Annotated in this window: 17 protein-coding genes; 11 read left to right on the top strand and 6 right to left on the bottom strand. The window is 56.4% G+C overall.

Annotated elements, in window-relative coordinates; translation table 11 throughout:
* Nucleotides 1-61 precede the first annotated feature (61 nt).
* The 8 genes from VK574_RS13755 (at nucleotide 62) to VK574_RS13720 (ending at nucleotide 9,892) form a co-directional block, all read left to right on the top strand.
* On the top strand, nucleotides 62-973 hold the full coding sequence (locus VK574_RS13755) for a metallophosphoesterase (protein ID WP_472800419.1): 912 nt from the start codon (nucleotides 62-64) through the stop codon (nucleotides 971-973).
* A 159-nt stretch (nucleotides 974-1,132) separates the two neighbouring features.
* A complete protein-coding gene (locus VK574_RS13750; protein ID WP_472800418.1) occupies nucleotides 1,133-2,488 on the top strand; it encodes a phosphatase PAP2 family protein in 1,356 nt (451 codons plus the stop codon).
* 181 nt (nucleotides 2,489-2,669) lie between these two features.
* Entirely contained in the window at nucleotides 2,670-3,953 is a 1,284-nt protein-coding gene (locus VK574_RS13745; RefSeq protein WP_472800417.1) for an MgtC/SapB family protein, read from the top strand.
* A gap of 696 nt (nucleotides 3,954-4,649) precedes the next feature.
* Nucleotides 4,650-5,306 (top strand): bleomycin resistance protein, encoded by a 657-nt coding sequence (locus tag VK574_RS13740; protein ID WP_472800416.1) that lies wholly within the window; start codon nucleotides 4,650-4,652, stop codon nucleotides 5,304-5,306.
* 397 nt (nucleotides 5,307-5,703) lie between these two features.
* On the top strand, nucleotides 5,704-6,894 hold the full coding sequence (locus VK574_RS13735; protein WP_472800415.1) for a hypothetical protein: 1,191 nt from the start codon (nucleotides 5,704-5,706) through the stop codon (nucleotides 6,892-6,894).
* 199 nt (nucleotides 6,895-7,093) lie between these two features.
* Complete coding sequence (locus VK574_RS13730) at nucleotides 7,094-7,444, top strand: hypothetical protein (protein ID WP_472800414.1); 351 nt, start codon at nucleotides 7,094-7,096, stop codon at nucleotides 7,442-7,444.
* 464 nt (nucleotides 7,445-7,908) lie between these two features.
* The gene (locus tag VK574_RS13725) at nucleotides 7,909-8,817 is read left to right on the top strand and encodes a hypothetical protein (RefSeq protein ID WP_472800413.1); all 909 of its coding nucleotides are present in this window, start codon (nucleotides 7,909-7,911) and stop codon (nucleotides 8,815-8,817) included.
* Nucleotide 8,818: 1 nt separating this feature from the next.
* A complete protein-coding gene (locus VK574_RS13720; RefSeq protein ID WP_472800412.1) occupies nucleotides 8,819-9,892 on the top strand; it encodes a hypothetical protein in 1,074 nt (357 codons plus the stop codon).
* Nucleotides 9,893-10,035: 143 nt separating this feature from the next.
* On the opposite strand, the gene VK574_RS13715 is transcribed toward VK574_RS13720, so the two are convergent.
* From VK574_RS13715 to VK574_RS13700, 4 genes are all read right to left on the bottom strand, one after another.
* Nucleotides 10,036-11,001 (bottom strand): nitrilase-related carbon-nitrogen hydrolase, encoded by a 966-nt coding sequence (locus VK574_RS13715; protein ID WP_472800411.1) that lies wholly within the window; start codon nucleotides 10,999-11,001, stop codon nucleotides 10,036-10,038.
* 383 nt (nucleotides 11,002-11,384) lie between these two features.
* Nucleotides 11,385-12,062: a hypothetical protein gene (locus VK574_RS13710; protein WP_472800410.1), complete on the bottom strand. Its 678-nt coding sequence runs from the start codon at nucleotides 12,060-12,062 to the stop codon at nucleotides 11,385-11,387.
* Entirely contained in the window at nucleotides 12,059-14,206 is a 2,148-nt protein-coding gene (locus tag VK574_RS13705) for a S8 family serine peptidase (RefSeq protein WP_472800409.1), read from the bottom strand. The genes VK574_RS13710 and VK574_RS13705 overlap by 4 nt, the downstream gene beginning before the upstream one ends.
* Before the next feature lie 663 nt (nucleotides 14,207-14,869).
* Complete coding sequence (locus tag VK574_RS13700; RefSeq protein ID WP_472800408.1) at nucleotides 14,870-16,138, bottom strand: ankyrin repeat domain-containing protein; 1,269 nt, start codon at nucleotides 16,136-16,138, stop codon at nucleotides 14,870-14,872.
* Between the two features lie 1,067 nt (nucleotides 16,139-17,205).
* Here VK574_RS13700 and VK574_RS13695 point away from each other — a divergent pair.
* On the top strand, nucleotides 17,206-17,997 hold the full coding sequence (locus tag VK574_RS13695; protein WP_472800407.1) for a hypothetical protein: 792 nt from the start codon (nucleotides 17,206-17,208) through the stop codon (nucleotides 17,995-17,997).
* 34 nt (nucleotides 17,998-18,031) lie between these two features.
* On the opposite strand, the gene VK574_RS13690 is transcribed toward VK574_RS13695, so the two are convergent.
* Nucleotides 18,032-19,216 carry a HEPN domain-containing protein gene (locus VK574_RS13690; protein ID WP_472800406.1) on the bottom strand — a complete coding sequence of 395 codons (1,185 nt, stop codon included), beginning with the start codon at nucleotides 19,214-19,216 and terminating at the stop codon, nucleotides 18,032-18,034.
* A gap of 304 nt (nucleotides 19,217-19,520) precedes the next feature.
* Between VK574_RS13690 and VK574_RS13685 the strand changes: the two genes are divergently transcribed.
* Nucleotides 19,521-20,438: a hypothetical protein gene (locus VK574_RS13685; protein WP_472800405.1), complete on the top strand. Its 918-nt coding sequence runs from the start codon at nucleotides 19,521-19,523 to the stop codon at nucleotides 20,436-20,438.
* A 255-nt stretch (nucleotides 20,439-20,693) separates the two neighbouring features.
* On the opposite strand, the gene VK574_RS13680 is transcribed toward VK574_RS13685, so the two are convergent.
* Nucleotides 20,694-21,476: a hypothetical protein gene (locus VK574_RS13680; RefSeq protein WP_472800404.1), complete on the bottom strand. Its 783-nt coding sequence runs from the start codon at nucleotides 21,474-21,476 to the stop codon at nucleotides 20,694-20,696.
* Between the two features lie 558 nt (nucleotides 21,477-22,034).
* Here VK574_RS13680 and VK574_RS13675 point away from each other — a divergent pair.
* Nucleotides 22,035-22,181: phage integrase N-terminal SAM-like domain-containing protein (locus tag VK574_RS13675; protein WP_472800529.1), on the top strand; the 147-nt coding region annotated here is incomplete at its 3' end.

Below are 22,181 nucleotides of genomic sequence, written 5' to 3'. Positions count from 1 at the left end.
GACCATCTCAGCACCGAGCAGTTGCACCGGCTTGTGAGGGAGCGTCGACTGAGAAACATTTTTGAAGGAGCCATTGATCAGCCACATGGAGCGCTCGCCTGCCTCGGATTCCAGAAAGCTTTCCAGACGTTTCTTTTTGAGGACTGCTTTGGCGGGCACGGGGGCCTTGGCACTTTACGCCGGTGAAATTGAGCGCCACTGGCTGGAAATCGTTCATCAGGATATCTCGATCAAGGGGCTTTCGCCTGCGTTCGAGGGTGTAAAGATCGTGCAGCTGAGCGATATCCACATGGATGAGTTCACTGAGCCATTTCTGCTGCGCGAGGCGATCCATCGCATCAACCGTGAGCGCCCGGACTATGTTTTTCTAACCGGGGATTATGTCACCGCAGACGTGCTTCCGAAGAAACTGATGATCAGGGCAGCGGGGCAATGTGGACGGCTGTTGAGCGGTCTCGAATGCAAACAGCGGTTCGCGATATTCGGTAATCACGATGCGCGGGCGGGTGGGCTTGATGTTGCTGATGCAATGAGCGAGGCCAATCTTGTGTTCCTGCGAAACACACATGTTCCCCTGGAAAGGAACGGCGGGAGGGTTTGGCTCGCCGGTATCGACGATCCGGTGAACGGGATGCCGGATCAAGGGGCTGCTATTCCGGAATCGATTCGGCACATCCCGAATGAGCCCGTGATCCTGATGTGTCACGCGCCGGATTACATCGACCGGCTCCATGCTCATCCGACCGGGCAGGCGATATCGCTGGTGCTGAGCGGCCATACGCATGGCGGGCAGGTCCGGATACCGTTCGTAGGCCCACTGTTTCTTCCCAGCTGGGGACGTAAATACGTAGAGGGCCTGTTCAACGTCGGCCCCATGCAGTTGTATGTCAATCGCGGGATCGGGAGCGTGGGTGTGCCGTTCCGTTTCGATTGTCGGCCGGAGATCACGATCTTCACGCTGCGGAGAGCGTAGCTGCAGAAGTTTTAGGGCGCAATGTCGATGTCTCGAGCGTCCGCGATTAGGACGCGTTCCGCAGCCGGTACAACGAAGGATCGAGCTTGCACGACAGCGCATCCGCCTTGATAGGCTTGCGTAATTGGGTTGCATAATTCTCCAACGGCGGATTTTCCTATGAAGCGCAGCATCTGCTTGGGCTTGCTCTTTCTCTTCGCTATCCTTTGCTCTCAACTTTCCGCGCAGTCAGGTTCAGACATAGCGGCTCTCAGAGGACTGGCTCCCGTTTCTGCTTTGTTAAATACAGAAGCAGGCAAAGCCGCCTTAGGAGCGAACTATACCGTCACCGGAGGAATCCAGACCGGAGTGATTGCGCAGCCGACGTTGTTACCCTTTCCAGAACAGCAGCAACAGGCCATGCGCGATGCATTCTCTACAATAAACAACCTGGCACAGCTGGCAGATGGATTGGGAACGACGCTCGGCTCCGCCTATGTGGCGCATTTTCACTACATCGACCAGAGGCGGACATCCACACTTCCGCAATCCATTGGCGATCTGATCAGATATGCGACCGCGATTTCCGGCTCGCATTCAAGTGAGGCGAAATACCTTTTCGCAAATGAAACGACGGATGGGAAAACCGCAGTTTCTCCGGACGAGGTCGCACTTCTGAAGGAAATCCGAGGGGTTGACGACGTTTTCGGCAAGGCATACAGGCTCCCGGCAGGAAGCGCTGGCGCGGACGCGTATGGCAATTCCCGCCCTTATCAAACGGAGCCGAACGTTGCGCGATTTGAAGGTCCGGACTACCTGAACCGACCCGCAGGAAACTTCGTGTACAACCACGGGCCCGTCATGGACTTGACCAACAGCCCGTCCTATCCAAGTGGCCACACAACCTATGGCTATACAGGCGCAGTCTTGCTCGCGGTGCTGGTTCCCGAACGCTACGCACAGATGATCACGCGCGGCGCCGAATATGGTAACGATCGCGTTATTATGGGCTCCCATTACGTGATGGACGTTTTAGGAGGCCGAACGCTGGCGCTCTACGATGTGGCACATATGCTCGCGAACGATCCTGCCTACATGGGTTTGTCCGCTCGCGGAGCGGCGCCCATCAACGACTTCCAGAAGGCAGTGAAGACCGCGCGCGCTGAACTGGTTAGAGTGTTGCAGAACGGGTGTGGCAACACAATCAAAGTCTGCGCAACGGAAGATACTGGGCGATTCAACAACATCGTGGCTGATGAGGCGTTCTACGAGTCGACGCAGACCTATAACTTGCCCGTGGTTTATGCGAAGAATGCCGGACTTGTTGAAGACGTGGCGAAGCTCGCCCCAGAGGCCGGCTACCTTCTTACTCAGGCATTTCCTTCGCTCGGCCTGGAGCGGGCAAACAAGATCCTCACCGAAACCGAAGGACCGGGCGGCGGATTTCTGGACAACGGTTCAGCGTTTGGCGTTTATTCGCGCCTGAATCTCTATGCCGCTGCGCTGCGCGCAAGACAGGTTGTCGAAGGCAACTGATTCATCGTTGAACGTTACATTCACGCTTTCCGGCCAGCCAAGACGACTCCCGAAGCCACAGCGACCAGCAAAAGGGCAGAATCCTTTGAACACGCATCCAAAGTAGTCATGGGGATTGGCGCGTTTGCGGCGAGACGCGTCCGCTGCATGGGAATTCCAATCTCCGAGAGGTTCCGGAAAAATGCAGGACTGGCTCAAAACTTTTCACGGCGCAAATCAGCCATTCCCGGCCCTGGAGGTCGCCGTAAAGATAGCAGTGGCACTCGCTTTGGGATTGCTCGTCGGCCTCGAACGCGAATGGTCCAATAAGGACATTGGCGTTCGAACTTTCGCCATGGCGGCGCTGTTAGGCTTGCTTTCCTCCCTGCTCGGCAGCCCACTCTTGATCTTCAGTGGAACCGCCATCCTGATTGTGATCGTCTTCGCGAATCTTCGTGGACTCCAGACGGCACGAAAATTAGAAGCTACAACATCAACGGCTCTGGCGATCGTCTTCCTGTTGGGAGTACTCGTGAGCCAGGGCCATCTGTTCACGCCAGTCGCATGCGCAATCATCGTAGCGATGCTCCTCGCGCTCAAACCCCAACTGCGCGCATTTGCCGGCGGGCTGACTCAGCAAGAAGTTCGCAGCGCTCTATTGCTAGGCCTCTTGGGTTTTGTCGTCTGGCCGCTCCTACCGGATCGATTTGTCGATCCGTGGCAATTGATACAGCCGCGCGAAGATTGGATCACGGTGGTTGTGATTGCCGGCCTGGGCTTCCTGAACTACGTTCTGCTCCGCATCTATGGCTCGAAGGGAATCTATCTCACAGCCGTGTTAGGCGGTCTCGTCAACTCAACTGCAACCGCCGCTGAATTGGCTTTGACGCTCTCCCGATCGGGCCTTTTCGCCCTCACCGTTCCTGTCATCCTGTTGACGTCCGTCTCCATGTTCTTTCGCAATCTCGTCATCCTCGCGATCTTCGCTCCTGGAGCAGTCCGAACGGCTGCGCTTCCATTAGTCGCGATGACCCTGGTGGCGGCCTATCGAGTCTATCGCGATCGGCAGCGCGCTGCTGACGTAGATAAAGGAGTCACCATTGACCTCGGCTCACCGGTGTCGATGAAAAAAGTAGCGAGCTTTGCGCTCCTCTTTCTCTTATTACAGGTCCTCGCAACCTTGGGACAACGATGGATCGGGAATGCAGGCTTCCAGATTGTCAGTGTACTGGGCGGTCTCTTTAGCAGTGCAAGCACGACCGCCGCGGCAGCGAATATGGCACTGCACGGTCATGTGAGCCAAACTCAGGCAGGTGTCGCAGTCGTTCTCACTTCGATCGCGAGCGCGCTGATTAGCCTCCCTCTAGTACATCGTCAAACGAAATTGAGACCGCAAATGCGCGAACTTGTCCTCTCATCGGTCTTGCAGATCGTCAGCGCGCTTGCGATTCTCTTTCTGCAGGGGCGAGTAGTGAGTCTCCTCTGAACCTTAAGCGGATCGCTCTCCTGCCTCCGCAGGTGACGCATGTGTCGGGTGTGTCAAGACAGCTTTTCGACATCATTGGATCGCTGCAACCTGGGCATCGAGCCTCAACTCGGCCGGCGAAGTGCTGGTCGGCGCCGAACCGTTGACTTCCAGCGATGCTTCTCACATCCAGTGTGCGTCGCAGTTGCGAAACGTTACAGGATGGTGATGACCACGCGCGGTTTCACGACCGCGCTGCCGCCTCGGATCAGAACGGTCGCCGGATGAGCATCCTTATATGTATCCCGAGTTTCGCCGGGCGGTCGATGTCCCGCAAACCGCCCGGTTTTGGTCGGTTGGGCGCGTGGGGTGAAGGAGTTCGGAGCTTCCGTTCCAGCCGTACGTTGGGCGGCGGTGAGGCCAGAAACTCCGCATGATGCTTCCGATACGGACTCTTCGCGGGCGCGCGGATTCGATTAGCGGCAGGTGCTCAGAGACGACGAGATGGCGGGGACATCTTCGCGGGCGTTACGAAACTCGTCGCCCCGCTGGGGCTGCTTCGGAGTTGCCGATGCAGGAGCTCCTCCAATCGATAGGGCTCATTTGTTGACATTGATCCGAGACACATTTACAAATTGTTTAGTGCTGTAGGGCGCAACGGACCTTCGGGCCGAACGGGCTATGCCCGCCTACCTATCTCAATCGAGAACGCGCCCTATGCCCAATCTCGAAAACCTGAAGAAGCAAGCGAAGCTCTATCTGCGTTGGCATCGTGATCGTTATTTCCCGGTTGCGGCGCAAATTCGAGCGATGCTTCCGCGTTTCCAGCACTTGACCGATCAGGCTGTGCTTGCGCACTGCTTCAAACTAACTGACGCACAAGAATTGATTGCGAAAAAGGCCGGATTCGAGAATTGGGAGGCGCTCCTCCAAGGAGTCCATACGATGAAAGATGTGCATGCCGAAACCCAGTCCAAAGCAACACTTCTTGCCGCAGAACCCCAACTCTTTGTCTCCGACATGGGGGCCTCGTGTGAGTTCTACACGAAAAAGCTAGGCTTCGCGATTGCCTTCACCTATGGTGAGCCACCCTTCTATGGGCAAGTGTTCCGGGATGGAGCCAGGTTGAATCTCCGGCATCTGGACGAACCGGCAATCCGTCCGGACCTTCAGGACAAAGAGCATCTGCTCTCTGCATCCATCACGGTCGACGATGTAAAGCCGCTCTTCCTTGAATTTCAAGCTGCCTGCGTGGCGTTTCATCAGTCCCTCAAGACAGAACCGTGGGGTGCTCGCACATTCATCGTTCGTGATCCTGACGGCAATCTCATTCTTTTCGCAGGGCGAGGGCAGTCGTCCCAGGAGGTCGGCTGATCCTGCCAGTGTTCCGGTTAGCGGCCCGGGCGGCGCGTGTCCCGGGTTTCGCCCGCGTGGTTTCGGCTCGGCGGTCTGATTCAAAGAGATAGGTTCGCCTGTTCCCGTCGCCAGTTGGCCGGCGAACGGATCCACTTCTCATTAAGCTTCCGCAGGCGAGGCCGTGAGCGTTCTCCTTTATAAAAGATTCGATTCCCGCCTGGAATCAGGCGCGCGTGCTCGTACCCGCTTCGGATCAATTGCCAGCCATTTCTGATCAGGCCGTTAGGCCTCGAGTGCCGGCGACATGTCTCCCGATCTATAATTTTGAGCTGAAGTTATCCGCACTAAGTGCCTCCATTTCCTGCGTGGGTTTCAACCCGTGGTTGAAGTGCTTGCGGGTAAGGAGAGGGAACGGATGCCTGAACCCAAAGAGGATGCCTCGGCTCAGAACAAGACTGACGCTGTGCCTAAACCTGCAGCACCAAAGAAATCGGCCAAGGCGAAGCCGAAAAAGAGATCAAGAAAGAAGGCTTCCTCAAAGAAGGTGTCGGAGGAGAAGTCGGTCCGCAAAGGGCGAACATCGCGGCCTTACCCTGCACGGCCGCTCGAAGAGGCTCTTCTCATTCCGAAAGCGATCCGGGAACAGAACAATGGAAATCCGTGGGACACCGAAGACGTCGCGCAGGCCTCGCTCGGTGTGGCCAAGAGCAACAACAAATTCTTCTATGCGGCGGCATCGGCTCGCGATTATGGCTTGACCACGGGCACTCGCGACACCGAGAAGATCGAACTGGCGCCCATCGGGAGAGATATTTTCTTCGCGCCCGACGACGAGACGAAAAGGGCCAAATTGCTGCAAGCGTTCTTTTCGATCGATATCTTCAAGCGCGTCTTTGAGCATTACGGCAGTGCGGAACTACCCAAGAAGGAATTCCTAACCAATACACTGCAAAAGGAATTTGGACTGGATCCGGAGTGGCACGAGGACTTCGTCAGGATCTTCAAGGAAAATTGCAGGTTTCTAGGAATTGAGAAGGGACTCGGCCCGACTCAGAAAATGCCGGCAAAGGATGCTCTGGTCGAACATCCAAGTGAGATTCAAGTTGTCGGCCAGCCCAAAGGGAAATTTGACCGCACGGCTTTCGTCATCATGCCCTTTGGCGAAAAGGGCGACCACCCGCGCCCGGTCGGATTCTTCAGCGAGCTTCTAAATTCCCTCATCACCCCCGCGGCAAATGGCGCAGGCTTCGCCGTCGAGACTGCGCGTAAACAAGGCAGCGACGTGATTCAGTCCACCATCATTAACCAGTTGCTCAAGGCGGATTTGGTCATCGCCGACCTCACCGACCATAATCCGAACGTTCTGTTTGAACTCGGGATTCGAATTGCGAAGGATTTACCGGTTGCCCTGATCAAAGCAGAAGGAACAGGGCCGATTTTTGACGTCGACAATATGATGAGGGTTTCCTCCTACAGCCATCATCTATGGCGGTCCACCGTCGAACGAGATGTGCCAAGGCTCACCGAACACATCAAGGGGGCCTGGGACAATCGCTCTACGGAGCGCTCCTACATGCAGATCTTGACCGGACAGGTGAAGACTTAGGCTTCTAGAACGACCATCGAGTTCAGTGGTGAGTGGGCAAGTGATTAGTGAATTTCTTGTCGTCCCTTGCTCAATCCGGCTCTAGCCACTTGTCCCTCAGCGCTGGTTAGTACCGCATTGCTCTGGGCGAGAAGATTCAGGCATTTGGATGCGGTGCCACAAGGGGAATCGTTCAGGGAAACGGACAGGAGACGACGACATGCCCGATCCGAAGCAACCAGTCCCGACAGACGGCAGTTCACGGCCTCCCAAGGCTCTGACTTGGATCGTCGCTGCCTTTCTAGGAACGTTCACCGAGCTCTTTGCCGATGCTCTCCGCCACTTCGCAACTGACCTCAAAGGCGGGACGGTTGATTTCAGTTTTCTGGCCGTTTTATCCATCGCTCTTTGTACTGCGATCATCGTGGTGCCCATCTTCCTGCTCTCGAAAGCATCGGCACACTTGACGGGCGAGAGAGCCGAAAGAGTCATTTTCATCGTCTGCCTGCTGGCCTCCGCATTTCTGATGCCACCCCTGGACTGGTTCGCAAAGCTGGCATTGGGCCACTGAGCAACTCTCGCCATGCGAAATACCATCCCTCCCGTATGATGGCCGCATTTCTGCTTGCCACCGGCACTTCTTTACGAGCCACGGCAGATTTCAGCCACTGCTCCTCAGAAACGCAGTGAGAAGTGAGTGCAGAGGAAGACGATCCACGCCATCGCGCAATGCAGCATTCTATGCCTTATTTCGAGACCCGCGGTTTCGACGGCGCCGCACCTGCCGCCGTGAGGCCTGGAGAGGCTGGCAGGAACAGAACTTGGTCTCGCTCCGCCAGCGACTCTCGCTTCGCGGCGGAGTATCGATTCGCGGCGGAGCATCCACCCAGTTATCAACAGGGTGCGGGAGGTTTCGATTGACCGCGTCCGCAAGCCGATTATCCTTATCTAATAGAGGGGGTACGTTGCTTGCCGAGCGCCGACGGACGCAAACACGCGACTCTTTTTCTGCACTTCCCTTGCTTTGATGGGGTTGTGTCGGCCGTTTTGGCAAGTTCCTTTCTTGAAAAGGTTCATGGCTGGGCCGTCGATGCTTTGGAGCCGGTAAGCTACGACATCAAGGATCAATGGCTCGATCGAGTCCTGCCCGCCCCCAGCGCCGTTGTCGATTTCCTCTATCACCCGCAGGCTGAATTTTGGGCTGACCATCATTCGACGTCTTTCCTTACCACCGAGGCAAAGGCGGATTTTGAACGCCGCCGATCCTCCTGGCTTCTCTACGACGGGAAGAGAGGCTCTTGCGCCTCGTTGCTCTGGTCCCATGTGCGAGAGCACTTACCTCGTAAATCAAATTTTGAGGAGATGGTCCGCTGGGCGGAAAAGATTGATTCAGCCTCCTACGACTCTGTCGAGGAGGCGATTGCAAGCCGTCATCCTGCCCTTGTCCTCACGCGCAGCCTGGCGGTTGAGCCCGATCAGGCGTATTTGGAGTTTCTGGTATTCGGGCTGCGGCAGCATTCTCTCGAAGAGATTGCGGAATCAAATGAGGTTCGCCGAAGGTTTGACGAGGCTGAATCCGACAGTGCGCTTGGTCTCAAATACATCGCCAAGAACATTCATCTGGTGGGCGGTGTTGCCCTCTTCGACGTCGAGAACAACGGCGCCTTCCTGAACCGTTATGCACCCTATTACTTCTACCCGAAGGCGCTCTATTCCATTGGCATCGTACGGTTCGAGAATTCAACCAAGATCACAGCCATGCGGAATCCCTGGCTCAACTTCGAGTCCGTGAACCTCGGGGACTTCATGAAAGGGTTCGGCGGCGGCGGCCATCAAAGGGTTGGGTCGGTGATCGTACCCAACGACCAAACCGACAAGATCAGCCAAGTGGTGTCCGATCTGCTTCGATTCACTTCCGAAACGAACTTGAAGGTCATGGCCTGAGATGGTTGAGAAATTCAACTTCTATGACATCTACGGCTACCTGATACCGGGCCTGGTGCTGATCGGGCTAGCGTGGATACCGATGGGTCTCTTGTGGGGGCAGTGGCCCAAACAGGAGATTGCCTCGGCCATCCTCCTTCTGCTGCTGGCTTACCTTCTCGGACACCTGATTCAGGGGCTGAGCTACGACATCCTTCCCTCATCGATGACCGACAGCGAAGGCCACCAGCGCTATCCATCCAACGTTCTTCTCGACGCAACGGATACGTCGCTCGATCAGGAGACGAAGAAGCGGATTCGATCTCTTTCCACCAAGCACTTCGACATCAATCTCGATGCTCAAGGTGGCGATCTGCGGCGCGCCGCCGTTTTCTTTCAGGCCAGGAGCGCCCTGCTGAAGCAAAAAGGCGACAAGGGAGCGGCCTATTGGGAACAGTTTGAAGGGCTGTATGCGATGACCCGCAATGTTTCTTTGGCGATGGGCATTGGTGCCTTCTACATGTGGGGCTGGGCCCTGGCCCTCGCTGGTCACTTCGATCGCTTCTATGTTCTGGAAAGTCGATTTGCGTTGGCGCTGGTTGTGTTATCTCTGATTGCGATGATTATTACTTCTCTCAGCACTGCCCGGACACCTCGCAGAAATATCGCCGGATCGAAGAGCCCGTCCCATTCAGCTGCCGCGGCGCCCAAGGATCGCAAGCGCACGGAGAGTGCAATGATAGCTCGTTGGATCTGGGTTCTATCGTTGGCATTGATTGCCCTGGCAGCAGGAAGCCAAATCGCACTGAGCCGCACGGAAAACCACAAGGTCTCGGAGAGCAAGGCACCCTGCGACGTGTGTTGCATCGCTTCTGCGCCTGACGCTCCGGAAAATTCTGTGCCGTCGCTTAAGATCGAGAGGCCGGGATTGATCATGTCCCTTCTGGGACTGGCTGTCCTTCTCGCAACCTTGCGGATGCATCGAGCATTCAAGAGCTTTGCGAAGGAATTTGCGTTGGCTGTGTGGAGAGATTTCGCCAATTTCGAGATTGCGACCGGGGAAGCCGCTCTTCCCACTCAGCAACCCAAGACATAATTAGGGACAGTGGCAAGTTGCAAGTTTCAAGTGGCAAGGGGAGCCCGTCTCGCAGCTGGAGCTTGGAACTTGCCACTTGTCCCTTGTAACTGCGCAGATCCCTTCACTTGACCCTTGCCACTGACCACTTGCCACTGTTCTCATCAGCTGCGCTCTGGCTCTTCCCCGTCAGTCAGATCGCATGTTGGTGCGGAGCTGACTGCCTTTTTTGAACGCTCATCGACCACGAGACGAAACACATCCGGTCGCGCATAGTGGCCCACGACATCGAGATCGTACTTTCCCTCGACAATCTCGCTGAGGTCGACATCGGCCACCAGAATTGCTTCTCCGTCGTAGTTCGGCCCTGCGAGGATCACGCCCTGCGGGTTCACGATCACGCTGCCGCCTCGGATCAGGACGGTCGCTGGATCGTTGCCCTGCACCGCGGGGTAGTCGGTGGGACAATCGCCGCGGCGGAGATATTGGACGGCTGAGAGCACGAAGCAACGGCCTTCGCACGCGATATGCTGCATCGAGCGGACCCAGGTGTCGCGGTCATCGACGGTCGGCGCACAGTAGAGTTCGATCCCTTTGGCATACATGGCGGTGCGCAGCAGCGGCATATAGTTTTCCCAGCAGATCACCGCGCCGATCTTGCCGAGCGGGGTGTCGAAGACCGGCAGGGTCGAGCCGTCGCCCATGCCCCACACCAACCGCTCCATCGCTGTGGGCATGACCTTCCGGTGCTTGCCCATCAGTCGTCCCTCGGGATCCAAGAACAAGACCGTGCAATAGAGCGTGCCGCCTTCCCGCTCGATGACGCCCATCACTAAGTAGATTGAATGTTCACGCGCCATCGCACCGAGCACATCGACATGAGGTCCGGGCACATCGATCGCGCTCGCCCAGTAGCGGCGGAACATGCGGCGGCCTTCGGGTGTCCTCGAGCCGACGCGCGCCCCAAAGTCGAGGCCTTTCGGATACGCCCCCACAAAGGCTTCGGGAAACACCACCAGATGCGCGCCCTTGTCCGCCGCTTGTTTTACGAGCGCAGCAGCTTTCTCGAGCGTTTGTTCGAGTTCAAAAACTACGGGCGCGGCTTGCACCACAGCAACAGTTATGCTCACGGCGATCTCTTCCTCGGAAACGAGGATACAGTATTGGGTGCAGTGGCTAGTCATAAGACGCAGTGGCAAGTTGCAAGTTTCAAGTGGCAAGGGGAGCCCGCAGCTGGAGCTTGGAACTTGCAACTTGGCCCTTGTAACTGACGCTGACGCTGCACGGATCCCTTCACTTGCCCCTTGCCACTTGTCACTCGCCACTAGTCTAGGGCGCGGTAGCGTCCAACGGTGTCATCGCGATCAGCAGTCCGTTTTTCTCGCGCTCGAACCCCGGGGTTCCGGCGATCCGAAATGCGGCGTATTGGGCATCGCTGTGCATCGTGGGCAGGGGGAGCGTCCAGGTCGCACCGTTTGGGTGCTTGCTGTTGCCGGGATCGATGGCGTCACCATTAGTCAGTAAAGCCTCGCGGGCAGTGTACGTTGCCGGGTGCGCGACCTGGCCGCGGCTGCGCACAACGATCTTCCAGTTCCCTGCCCCCGGCTTGTCGATGGTGATGGCTTTGCCGAGTGGCCGTGATCTCCTGCTGTGCGACGACATAGCAGCCGTTTTTCCCGGAACAATTTAATAGATAAACGTCCGCCACCTCGGTGGAAGCCATGTCTGACGTGATCTCTATCCGCCATTGCGCAAGATTCGCAGGTAACGTGCGCTCCGTTTCACCGGATGCGTGCAGACCGGTGCCCGTCAGCTGCGAGGTCTTGAGGGTGGCATCGTAGAGTTCGGCTTTGCCTTCGACCTCGGCGAGCTTGTTGGTGAGGCGCAGCTTGTCGTTCGTGCCTCTCTTCAGTTCGACAGCGTATTTTGAGACCGTGAGCTCGGCATGGATCGGTACATCGGGAGCAGGGCCGTCATACTGGGTTGCATATTCCGGCCGCCGGCGGTTCTCCCAGAAGATCTGCTGTGTACCGGGTTCATCGTTCACCACTAGTGACTGCAATGTCTCGATTGGGCCGACATGATGGGCAGCATCAACGAGTTCACCGTCAGGAGCCTTTGTTGTCCGGTATCGTCCGCCAGGAAACGAGCGCGACGAAATGTTTTCCGGACCGGTATACGAAATTTTCATGACGTATCGTGCCGCCTGGACATCTTCGCCCACTCGGATATAGCGAAGCTCGGTAGTAAGTGGCGCAATGATTGATTCGTACTTGTCCATCCCCGGCGCGATCTTTTCGGGCACATCCGGCACGCGCACGAGAGCGGCACGTCCTGCATCACCACGTCGGCCTTGGCATCGTGCAGTTCCAGGAAAACGATGTTCCAGCCCGATGAACCATTTGTCTTGAAACGCACACGCACGGGTTTATCGCGCTCAAGCGTTGCTTCTTGGTCAACAAGCTCATAATCCCCCCGATCACCGCGCAAGGAAAACTTGTACTTCCGCCCTCCGGCATAGCCGCCGTGTCGTGTGATCCAGATCTCGCCACTCAGCTTTTCACCAACGTTGGAAAGATCGGCGTGGAAGCCCTGCACTTGAACTCTCTTCTTCGGCTCTGGGCCGAAGGCTTCCCCCGAGTTCTTACCGGCTCCTGTGACGACCTCAGCGCGTGAGATGGAGAATGAAGTTAGCTCAGGGTTGGCGGGATCGTCGGCTTTGGCCATCTTCGCCAGCTGATCCCAGGACTGTGCGGCATTGACAAGACCGTACCCTTGCTGCGACACCGGGAAGCCATTCAGCAGTTTGGTGCCAGTGAACACAGCATTGTTCAAACGCGTGGCGCTGTAGCGCACATGCTCCCGCTTGGCCTCACTGATCAGGTCGGCGAGCATGCCGCTCACCACCGGGATCGTCGGCGAGTTGTTCGCGCCGATGACATAGCCATCGGGGGCTGGGGGATTGAATCTGTCGTCAGAAAAGTTGTGCCTCTTGCCGTCGTCCCAGCTAATGTCTTGGGGCATATATCGTGAATCTGTTTCGAGATTCGCCGAGGGTGCAAGCACTACGTTAACGAGGCCGTTCGGAAGATCCCACACAAAACTGTTGATGGTGTCTTTATAGGGAGGTCCGACCTGGCGGTTGCGTCGCAGCATCTCCCGACCTGCATAGTCATTCACATGAATCGTTCCCACGGCTGCGGAGTAGGTTGCGATCGGTTTGTTGTAAACCGCGATGATGCGCTCGACAACACGTTGCGCAAAGTCTTCGATTCCTACCCGATTGCCCGTGTAACCGGCGCGGCCGAGGCCGCCGGAACGGTTGACGACATCCACGTCCGGCCGTGCAAACACTTTTACAAGTGAAGCGATAAGAGTTGCTCGCCCCAGGTTCTCATCGATCAGTTGGGCGCTCGGAGCGGCCCCATCGAACAGCCCTCCCGTCAGCTTATTGCCTGCCAGCGGACCACCAACGAACGCCCCGTGTTCCCCGCCGATCCGAATGTAGACAGCATTGTTCCCGGCGTCGGTCTTCACGCCGAAGGGAATCCGGTTGTCGTCGTCGCCGTCCTTGGTGCCAAACCAGTCGACATCGTGTGTCGCGCCGTAATCTCCAAGCGCACGCTCGTTTGTGAAGCTGCCGTTACCGTCGGTGTCTACCCAGACCCGATTCTGATCCTCGTTCCAGAGAACGCCCACCGAAAGCAAGAGCTTCTTGGCTTTCGAATTGTCTTCGGGCCCGAGGACAAGGTCCTGCTTGAAGATTCCGAAGCGGTACGTCCCGTCTTCCGGCGCGATCCAAGTACGCCCAGCAGCATCGAAGGTCCCATTCTTCGTGGCGATCGGATCGCCGAAGCGCACCCAGCCGGAGTCTTCGTCGGGCGTGGTAAGAGTGCCAAGATCGGCAATCTTTGGGACGGTCTTTGCTGTCGCATCCATGGCCCGTTGCAGCGCCGGATGCAGCAAATCAAAACCCTCATCGGCAACTGCGACGCGCACGCCGCGTCCATCAGCTTCGGGATGCTCCTTCCGAAGCACGGTGAGATCGATCACGTCAGCCGCAAAATACAGACCATTGGGCGCCAGCGTCTTGGCCACACGCGGGTACGGAATCTCGATCGCGGGCACCGTTTCAGCCTTGCGCTCACCTTGCGGAATTTTGGCGGCAGGGTCCTGGTAATACATCCGATCGTCGTCGCGGGTGTAGGCGTACGCGATGCCGGGCAGGTCGAGCGTCTCGAGCAGTTTGTCTCTCGAGAGAGAAACCAAGGCGTAGCCGGATGTCTCGTCCGCATACCTCACCGTCGCGCCCAGACTGCGCAGATTTTCGAGCATTTTCTCACTCCATCCCCGCGCGGCCAGAAACTGCGCGGAGACCTGAGCCCGCTTGCCCTGGGAAACTTGAAGGAACTGGGCGCGTTCATACACGTTCAAAGTTGCATGGCTATTGCAGAGCTCAGACGGTTCGGCGAGAGAGGGGGAGGACTGAAAGAAACAGGCAAAGACCGGAAGCCACCATACACGGAGTCTTTTCAGAGTCACAATTGGTCCTTACTATAGAAGCGCACAAACCCACTAGCGCGGCCGGCGTTGTTTCTTGCGTCGGGAGCAACGGAGCTGGTCCCCGAAATGTCGGGAACACATCGAACATCGGGCTGGTCGTCAGAACTGAAAGTGCAGACTTAGCTGCAACGATCGCGCCGCGCCCATCGCATAAAGCGAATTGGCTGAACCGATGGTGCCGGCATTACCGTTGGTCTGGCCGAAAGTAGAGTCTGAGAATCCGTTGTCGATCGAATTTAAGTTGGCGTGGTTCAGGATGTTGAAAGCGTCGACTCGGAGGGCTCAGCAATTCCCTGCCCTCTCTTTGGTATTTCGGCCCCGATCGTTGGCGTGAGGTCAGAAAAATGAATTCCTCTTCGTTGCTCTTCCGGTTCCCGACTGCTCTGCTCTTGGAGACGCGGAGCAGTTGGGAAAGATAAGAAGCAGCGTAGGCATTTATGCCCCTGGTTCCTCGAGAAGCTGCAACGCTCGGCGGTTCACCCACTTTGGTTCGGGGAATGTGCGGCCCCACTCGCGGGCGGTCACGTTCCGGGCTTCGTGCCAGCGAGGATTTTCCGTCCAATCGAGGAACTTGCGCAGGCTCGCCTGCATTTCTTTTGCGGCTCCGTGCCGTAGCAGAGATTCTGTCATCCTGAGGTCATCCCATGGCCCGCAAACGAGAGCGTTGAACAGGGGCGTGTGGCCGCCGTAGCCGTCGCTGTCAATTGTGGCGCGGGCGTTGACGTCCGTGCCGTGTGCCAGCAGCCAGTCGAAGATCTCGCGCTCGCGGAAATCCACGGCAAGATGCAACATGGTGGTGCCGTCAATGGGCGTCCAGTGCATGCCCGCCTGTCCTTGCGCGGCGCAGCCACACTCCTCCGGATAGATCTCGCGCAACGGGAATCTGCGCTCCAGCAGTTGGGGATCGCGGCCGAGATGCTTCTCGAGTGCAGCGACATCTCCTCGATGGAATGCCATCATGGGTGTGTCCGGCAACGGGTAGCCGCGTGTGACGAAGAATTCGAGAATCGCATGCTTTCCGGCTGGATTGCGGCCGTAGGTTTCAAGCACCATGGCGAGGGGAGCCAGATGGTCCCCGTGGGCATCGGTGAAAGGGGCGTTCAGCTCCGCCAGAAGACGGATGCCCTGGGCGTTGAGGGTTTCACAACCTCCCATGATGATGCCCGGTTCGGGTTTCGCCCCATGGTGGTGAAGCCAGCGAGCACAGTCGATCTTTCCCTGGAGAATGGCGCGATCGAAGGCGTGCTGATAGTCGCGCGCGCCCATTTCGGCACAGGCTTCAACGATTTCGATCCGCCCGAGATTGGCGGCGAAGCTCATGGGAGGTCCCCAGTCGCCGCTCATGACGGGGAGATCGAGCATTTGAGGGCTGCCGCGCAGAATGCGAACGACGGCGGCGCGGTCATCGGCCCAGATTGCGTCATGTAAAGCGCTGGCTGCCGGATGCGCGCTGATGCGCGCCTTCAGCATGGTCCAGGTCGAGAAGCCGTATTCGCGTGCGATCACCAGCTGCGCGTCGCTCAGTTTCAGATGAGCGGTGATCTGCGCGTTGTCGGAGACGTCTTTGAGTTTGGGATGACGGCGCCGGATCCGATCGAGCGCATCCGGCTTGCCGCTTTGGCAGGCTTCGAGAAGTTCGCGCGCTTCTCGCCGGGGAACATCGAGATGGGGGCGCTCCGGCAGACGCCGCTTGACTGTAGGCATAACCTTCCCTCCTTGAAATGCGCCCGTGGTCCGCACGCTTCGGGCAGGAAGTCAGGTTGAGTTGTTTTGGAACGAGCGACCGATGGGCTGAGCCCATTTCCGCGGACGGGATGCTTCCGGCAAGCACTTCCAGAGTGCGCTATGGGAATGAATGTATGCAAGAAGAATCGCAAGCGACGAGGGCTCAGCGCGACCACTTCGCCCAGTTGGTTAAACCGTGACGAAATTTGCAGTCCACGCTTGTGATTTGAAATCACCGCTCAGGGTTGCGGTTTCAATCGGGTCCAGCCCATACGAAGATGGGCATGTTGTGGGGTCGGGAGCAATGCTTCGATCGACCCCGGAAAGCAACGCCTGCTCCTCAATGATGGCTCAATTGGAGCTAATTGTTCCGTAATTCGTACCAGAGTTCCGTCCAAGCCCGGAATCACGCATCGGGTCTAGTGGAATGATTTCGCAGACCCGGCAGAGCAAGCGAATTGGACAGCGCGACCCGAGGCGGCCTTATCCGCACCCTCGATGCGACGCTGGATAATTCCGCGTAGAGTGCCCGCGTATTGGTGTGGGCGAAGGCCCTAAATGATCTGAGCTCACAGATTCCCGGAGCCGGATTGCCGGGTGTACGATGATGCCATCAAAGCCAGTTCCGCTATGCGCTCGAGGTCTTGGAAGAGCACTCTCACCTCGGTCTGGACGTCGAGTGACAAGATCAAGCCGCTCCGCTGCGGGCGGAGAGCTCCGGAATCTCGAGCGCCAGTCCCTTTGCATGGCGAATTCCACGCGCCTGGTTCGCATTCAGGTGAGGGGTTTCCCCCTTGGAGGTTGCGTTATGGTCATTTTGGTTCCCTGGAAGCCGGTCGTTATTGTCTGGCTCGTGCTGTCGGCGATGGTCCTGGGCGGCTACGTTGCGTCGTCGTTGATCGAGGGCAGGAATCCGTTCGTGCCTTACAGTGTGCACCGATCGGATCACGAAGAGCATCACAGGTCCGGGCACCGACCGGCGTAGGCCCCGCATCGTTGCGTAAAAGCGACAGGATCCGTAGTGCAGGTGACGTTATCATTCAGATATGGCAAGCCGCTCGTTTTCCGGTCAGTTCGAGGACACGACAGGTCGATCCATCGACAACGACGCACCGTCGGGGCTACGCCAGGAATACGTCGATACCGTGTATTTCGTCTTTGAACGGAGTCCAAGTGGCTTCGATGAACGAAGACTGCACAACATCATCCTTCAAAGTCTGGCCGTTCAGCCTTCCGGAAATCCCTACAGCGGATTTCGATATGCCATCGGGCGGGAAATCAACAATGCGCCATGGGAGAGGTTCTATGATCTCGTCGTCCGCATAGCTTCCGAAGTGCCGACTATTTTTCAGGTTGAATATCGGCAACTCGTGAACCAGCTTCTTGCGAGTTATCGGATCGCGTGGAATCTCGGAGAGGATGACAAACTGCATCGCGTTCTGCCTGCTGCAATTGGCGTTCAAATCGAAACGGTTTTTAGCGAACTCGGTGCGCCTCGGTTCGCTGCTGCTCTCGCGTCATTTCGTGAAGGCATGGCCGCCTACGATGATCGTCCCCAACGAGCCAAGGATGCTTGCAAGAACATCTTTGATGCTCTGGAAGCAACAGCAAAGATCGTTGGCCAAATGCCGACGGCTACATTTGGCAATATCTTGGGCGAGATCCGAAAGGTGAAGTATCTTTCGACCGAAACGATTTCGAGTCTGCAAAAGCTCTATGATTTAGCCAACAATCACTTCCGCCACGGGACCACGCAACCATTTCTTTTGAAGCCAATCGAAGTCGATTACTTCGTCGTGTCCTGCAGCGGCGCAATCCTTCTCTTTGTTCGCATGTAGCAGTTGCAAGACTCCCAAAGAAGGATCAAGCTGCCTAATTGTCTGGCTTCGCCACAGGAACTTTGAGAACGGCTGTTGTATAGCTGCCCTCCGGACCGTGGGTCATCGTCAATCCGATCTCATCGGGCGAGACCTTTCTTCCTCGATTACGAAGCTGGAACGCCAACTGAGCGCGTAGCTGTGCATCCTGCCGTGGATCTGTTACCTCCAAGTACAATGCACTCTGAGACAAATCCATTGTGAGATCGGCCATTTGCAACCCAGTAAACTTGCTCGAACGAAAAAGGATTAGCACCGCCGAGCCAGTTTGAACTGTCTTGCAGTAGAAGGTGGTGCCAGATCCGTCGATGTAAAAGGAGCCTGCCTTGAAGCGAGATACTGTCGTTCCTCTCGCCCGGTCGAATAGCCACATTTGTGCAGTCAATCCGCACACGTACAGTGCTCCATGGTAGGCTTCGATCGCCATTTCAACTGAGCGGGGAACGCTGGTGTAGCGCAGTTCCATGCTCGGCGAAAGCCTGTGCAGATTTTCGACCGGCAATCGCAAACAGAAATATCGGGGCTGGACTTGGGTTAGCTCTTTGAAGATTTTCGGGATATCGTGGCCCAGTTTCTTGAGATTCTTGGTCTTCCCTGCCCTCCAGAGGGCCGCTTTCAGATATTTCTCGGCGGCCTCGTGAGCCTGAACAATTGCCGACTGTGTATCCCCCGTGTGCTTCAGTGTCACGGCAGCGTTTTCAAGATCAAAAAGAGCCCTTCTGGCCATTTCTCGTACCGTCACATCCAGCCAATTGTCATCACTGAGCAAATTATGAAGGCTGTAAAAGCTTCGGCTCCCGAGGGTGAGCCTCTCCATGACGGACCTCTTCTCTTCAGATGTGAGAGAGCGGGCGAGATCCGCAGATAAGCCCTCAATCCCCTCCTCGAAGGGCGTCATCACCTCTTCTTCAGCCACGAATTGAGCCTGCCCCAGGTAGACAACGCCTCTGATAAAGATCGGAAAACGCGCAATAATCCCGTCCCAGCGCGCTTCGTCTCCATATTTATTCAGGTACCACTCGATGACGGGGTCAAACAACCGGGCACGCTGTGAGGCGTCAGCAACTGAACCATAAAGCCTCTTGAAACAATCGAGCGGACGATACTTCAGCGGGATTCCAGCAGATAGAAATTCCTTGTCCAAGTCTTCCAGTTGAAGGTCCAAATTTGCCGCTAGCATATGCCATTTTCGACCCAGTGAGTCCGAAACGCAAAGTGTCTGGGAGATACGGTGTCGCTCCAAAAGATGCGCATGTTGCGCATTCCTTCGTTCGCCACCGGGAGACAGTGACGGATCTGATGGGCGCGTGGCGCAGATTGATATCGGGCAACGCCGTTCTCGTCCGTCACGCGCCGGCCGGCAAAACTGCAGAATGGCTCGCAGATTGCCAGGGTTGCTGAACAGCAGGTTCGGGGCTTTAGGAGGCTACTGGCGAAGATGGAGTAGACTTTTTGAGTCACCTATACGGATTGGAAATGCGCCGTTGGCAATAGCCAAGCAACAAACGACTCCGAGCTCTCTCTCTACGCTGCTGAAGAAGGTACGCAAGCGGTATAGCTCCCAAGCGAAGAAGAGCAAGCAAGCAAAAACCCAAGAATTCAAATATGAGATTGCTCTGGTTTCCTACCTTGATGTCCTTGGGATGAAGGATCTCCTGGCAACTGCAGGTGCTGATGCCAACCAGGTCGCTGAAGTTCTCGAACGCTTCAGATCATTCACGTCACACGACGACTATCAGAACGATCTCTGGAAGACTCACTTCGTCAATTTCTCGGACCTCGCAGTTCGCATTTTGCCGATCATGACGGACGCGAACCTCAAGTATCGTTTAGGCGGCTTCTTTCAGGAGATGCATGACCTAGGCCTCATCCAGATCAATCTCATCGACCGAGGAATCCTTGTACGCGGCGCTGTTGCCATTGGTGATATCTGTCATGAAAACGGGTTAATCTTTGGCCGGGGACTTGCAACGGCCTATTTGCTCGAGACTAAGGCGAAATATCCCCGTATCGTCGTCAGCACCGAAGCACTTCGCGCCACCCGTGATAACTCTGTACTGCGCGCAGAGGGAAATTCGTTTGCCGAAGAAATGTCCTACCTGCATGGGTTTCTCAGGAGGGATTCGGATGGCGTCTGGTTTCTCGACTATCTCGCTCTCGCGAGAACCGATTGCGATTCACCAGAGCAATATGCCCAGTTTTTGCTGAAGCACAAAGATTTGATCGAAAAGCAACGTGCAGAGGTCAAGGCGATGCCAAGAGCCAAGCGGAAGGGACGGCTCGACAAGCTCAAATGGCTTATTGCTCTGCATCGCAATCACGTGGCAGAGAACAATCCGACGCTCTTCCTTCAAGAAACTGGACAGAAGCTAAGAGCTTTCAATGTGAGCCTCTGGCGGTGATGTTTTGCTCGCCAACCATATCGGGTGGCCGAATTCAAATCGCTTGGCTGCCTGCATGCGAAGAAGAGTTTCGGTTCTTCTCGACGGTGGAGCAAAGCACAGGAATGAAGCTGCGTTTCGTCTGTTGTGAAGGGGACTTGCCGGCGTCATGGGTCGAAATGGACGCCGAAGTGCGGCACACCTACACGGCGGTTAGCCACTCACCACTATCCAATGCTCTCCCCACTGCCCAATTGTGGTACGCAGCGAATCGAGCTAAGCACCTTCATAGAAATAATCGTGAATGACCGGTATCAAGGTATCTGCGGTTTCAGGACAGTACTCCTCGGAGTGGGCGAGGATCATGTGGGTATAGCCCGTGGACGAGAATTCGTTAGCGGGGATCATCTCGATAGGCACAGATGGCTCGACTGAAATTGGAGACACTGGAGCTGCACCGTGCATCAGCTTGCCCTTGTCTTCCTTCGTGAGATGGAGCAGTTCGATGAACCCCGATTCGAAATCTTGGTTTTTGAAAAGGAATATGTTGAGATCTCCCGGCCGTCCATCAAATCGCTCGGTACGCCTCTGGTCATACTCATTCCAAGGGCAGACAGGACTAACGTAGGTGAGACGACTGATCCAGCGATTCGCGATTGCGAACGTAAGGTAGCTCCCCTCATTCAGACGGTCTACACCTCGTTCAGGGGTGCCCCGATGTTCCAGTGGCAACGCCAGGTGTTCGGTCAAAATGTAAGCCCAACTTGCGTCGCCATACGACACGTCCGAGTGCGCGTCGATGTGACGTACTTCGAAACCTGCCTCGATGATGCTGTTCGATAGCCATTGTTTCCAAGCGTCAAACGCGCCGTCATGTCTCTCACAAAAATGCCCAGGAAGCTTGTTGTGAGGCGAGAGGCCACACTGATTCTCGAGGAAATCTCGCACCTGTTCGGTAGTTGCACAGACATACTCATCATCGGGCGGCCTTCCCTCAACGGGGCCTCGTATTGCCGGCCACGAGAAGAAGTCCAAGTCGATATCCAGCACTTTCGCCATGAATTGAGCATAGCGCCGGAATCGAAAACAGCGCCAACTCTTGCGTAGGTCCCCGCAAGTGCGGTACTTGCCAGCGAGCATGCGCCTACGAAGAGCCGGGTGCGTCGGGATTCGGAACCGGCGAGAAGATGGTAGGAATAGGTTTCCACTCTTTTCCAAATATGGGACGAAGCACAGGAATGAACTGCGCTTCGTTCCCTCTGTCGATTATGAAAGCGAAATTGTCCGCGTCAAGGGTCGAGATGAACGCCAATGTACGGCGCCCTTGACGCGAGCGGTTTCAGCGCCGTACAGGAAAAATGCCCCATGCATGGCAGTCCGCTCGCCACCAAATTCTCCCCAAGATGGATCCCAAATGACTTTCGAGAACTGCAGCACGGATGGTGTTCAAGTTAAAACCAAGGATTTCGAGGAAGCAGATTAGCGGAGCCTTGCCGACTTGAACGAAGCCGCTGCGGCGGCGGACGCTTACGCGTGCATCTGACCAACATTTGAGGCTACCGGGATAGCTTGGGACGCAGAGAAGGAGGATTCTCTGTGAACCAACTACGTCAGCTCATGATTGAGGAGTTGCGTCGCCGCAACTTCGCCGATACAACCATCCGCACATACCTGCACGGTGTTGCCCACTTCAGCCGGTACTTCCGGCGTCCGCCCGATCAGCTCGGCCCTGAGGAGATTCGCAAGTACCAGGCGATGCTCTTC

Source organism: Occallatibacter sp. (assembly GCF_035317045.1).
GTDB lineage: Bacteria > Acidobacteriota > Terriglobia > Terriglobales > Acidobacteriaceae > Telmatobacter.
This window is presented reverse-complemented; position numbering and strand designations above follow the sequence as displayed.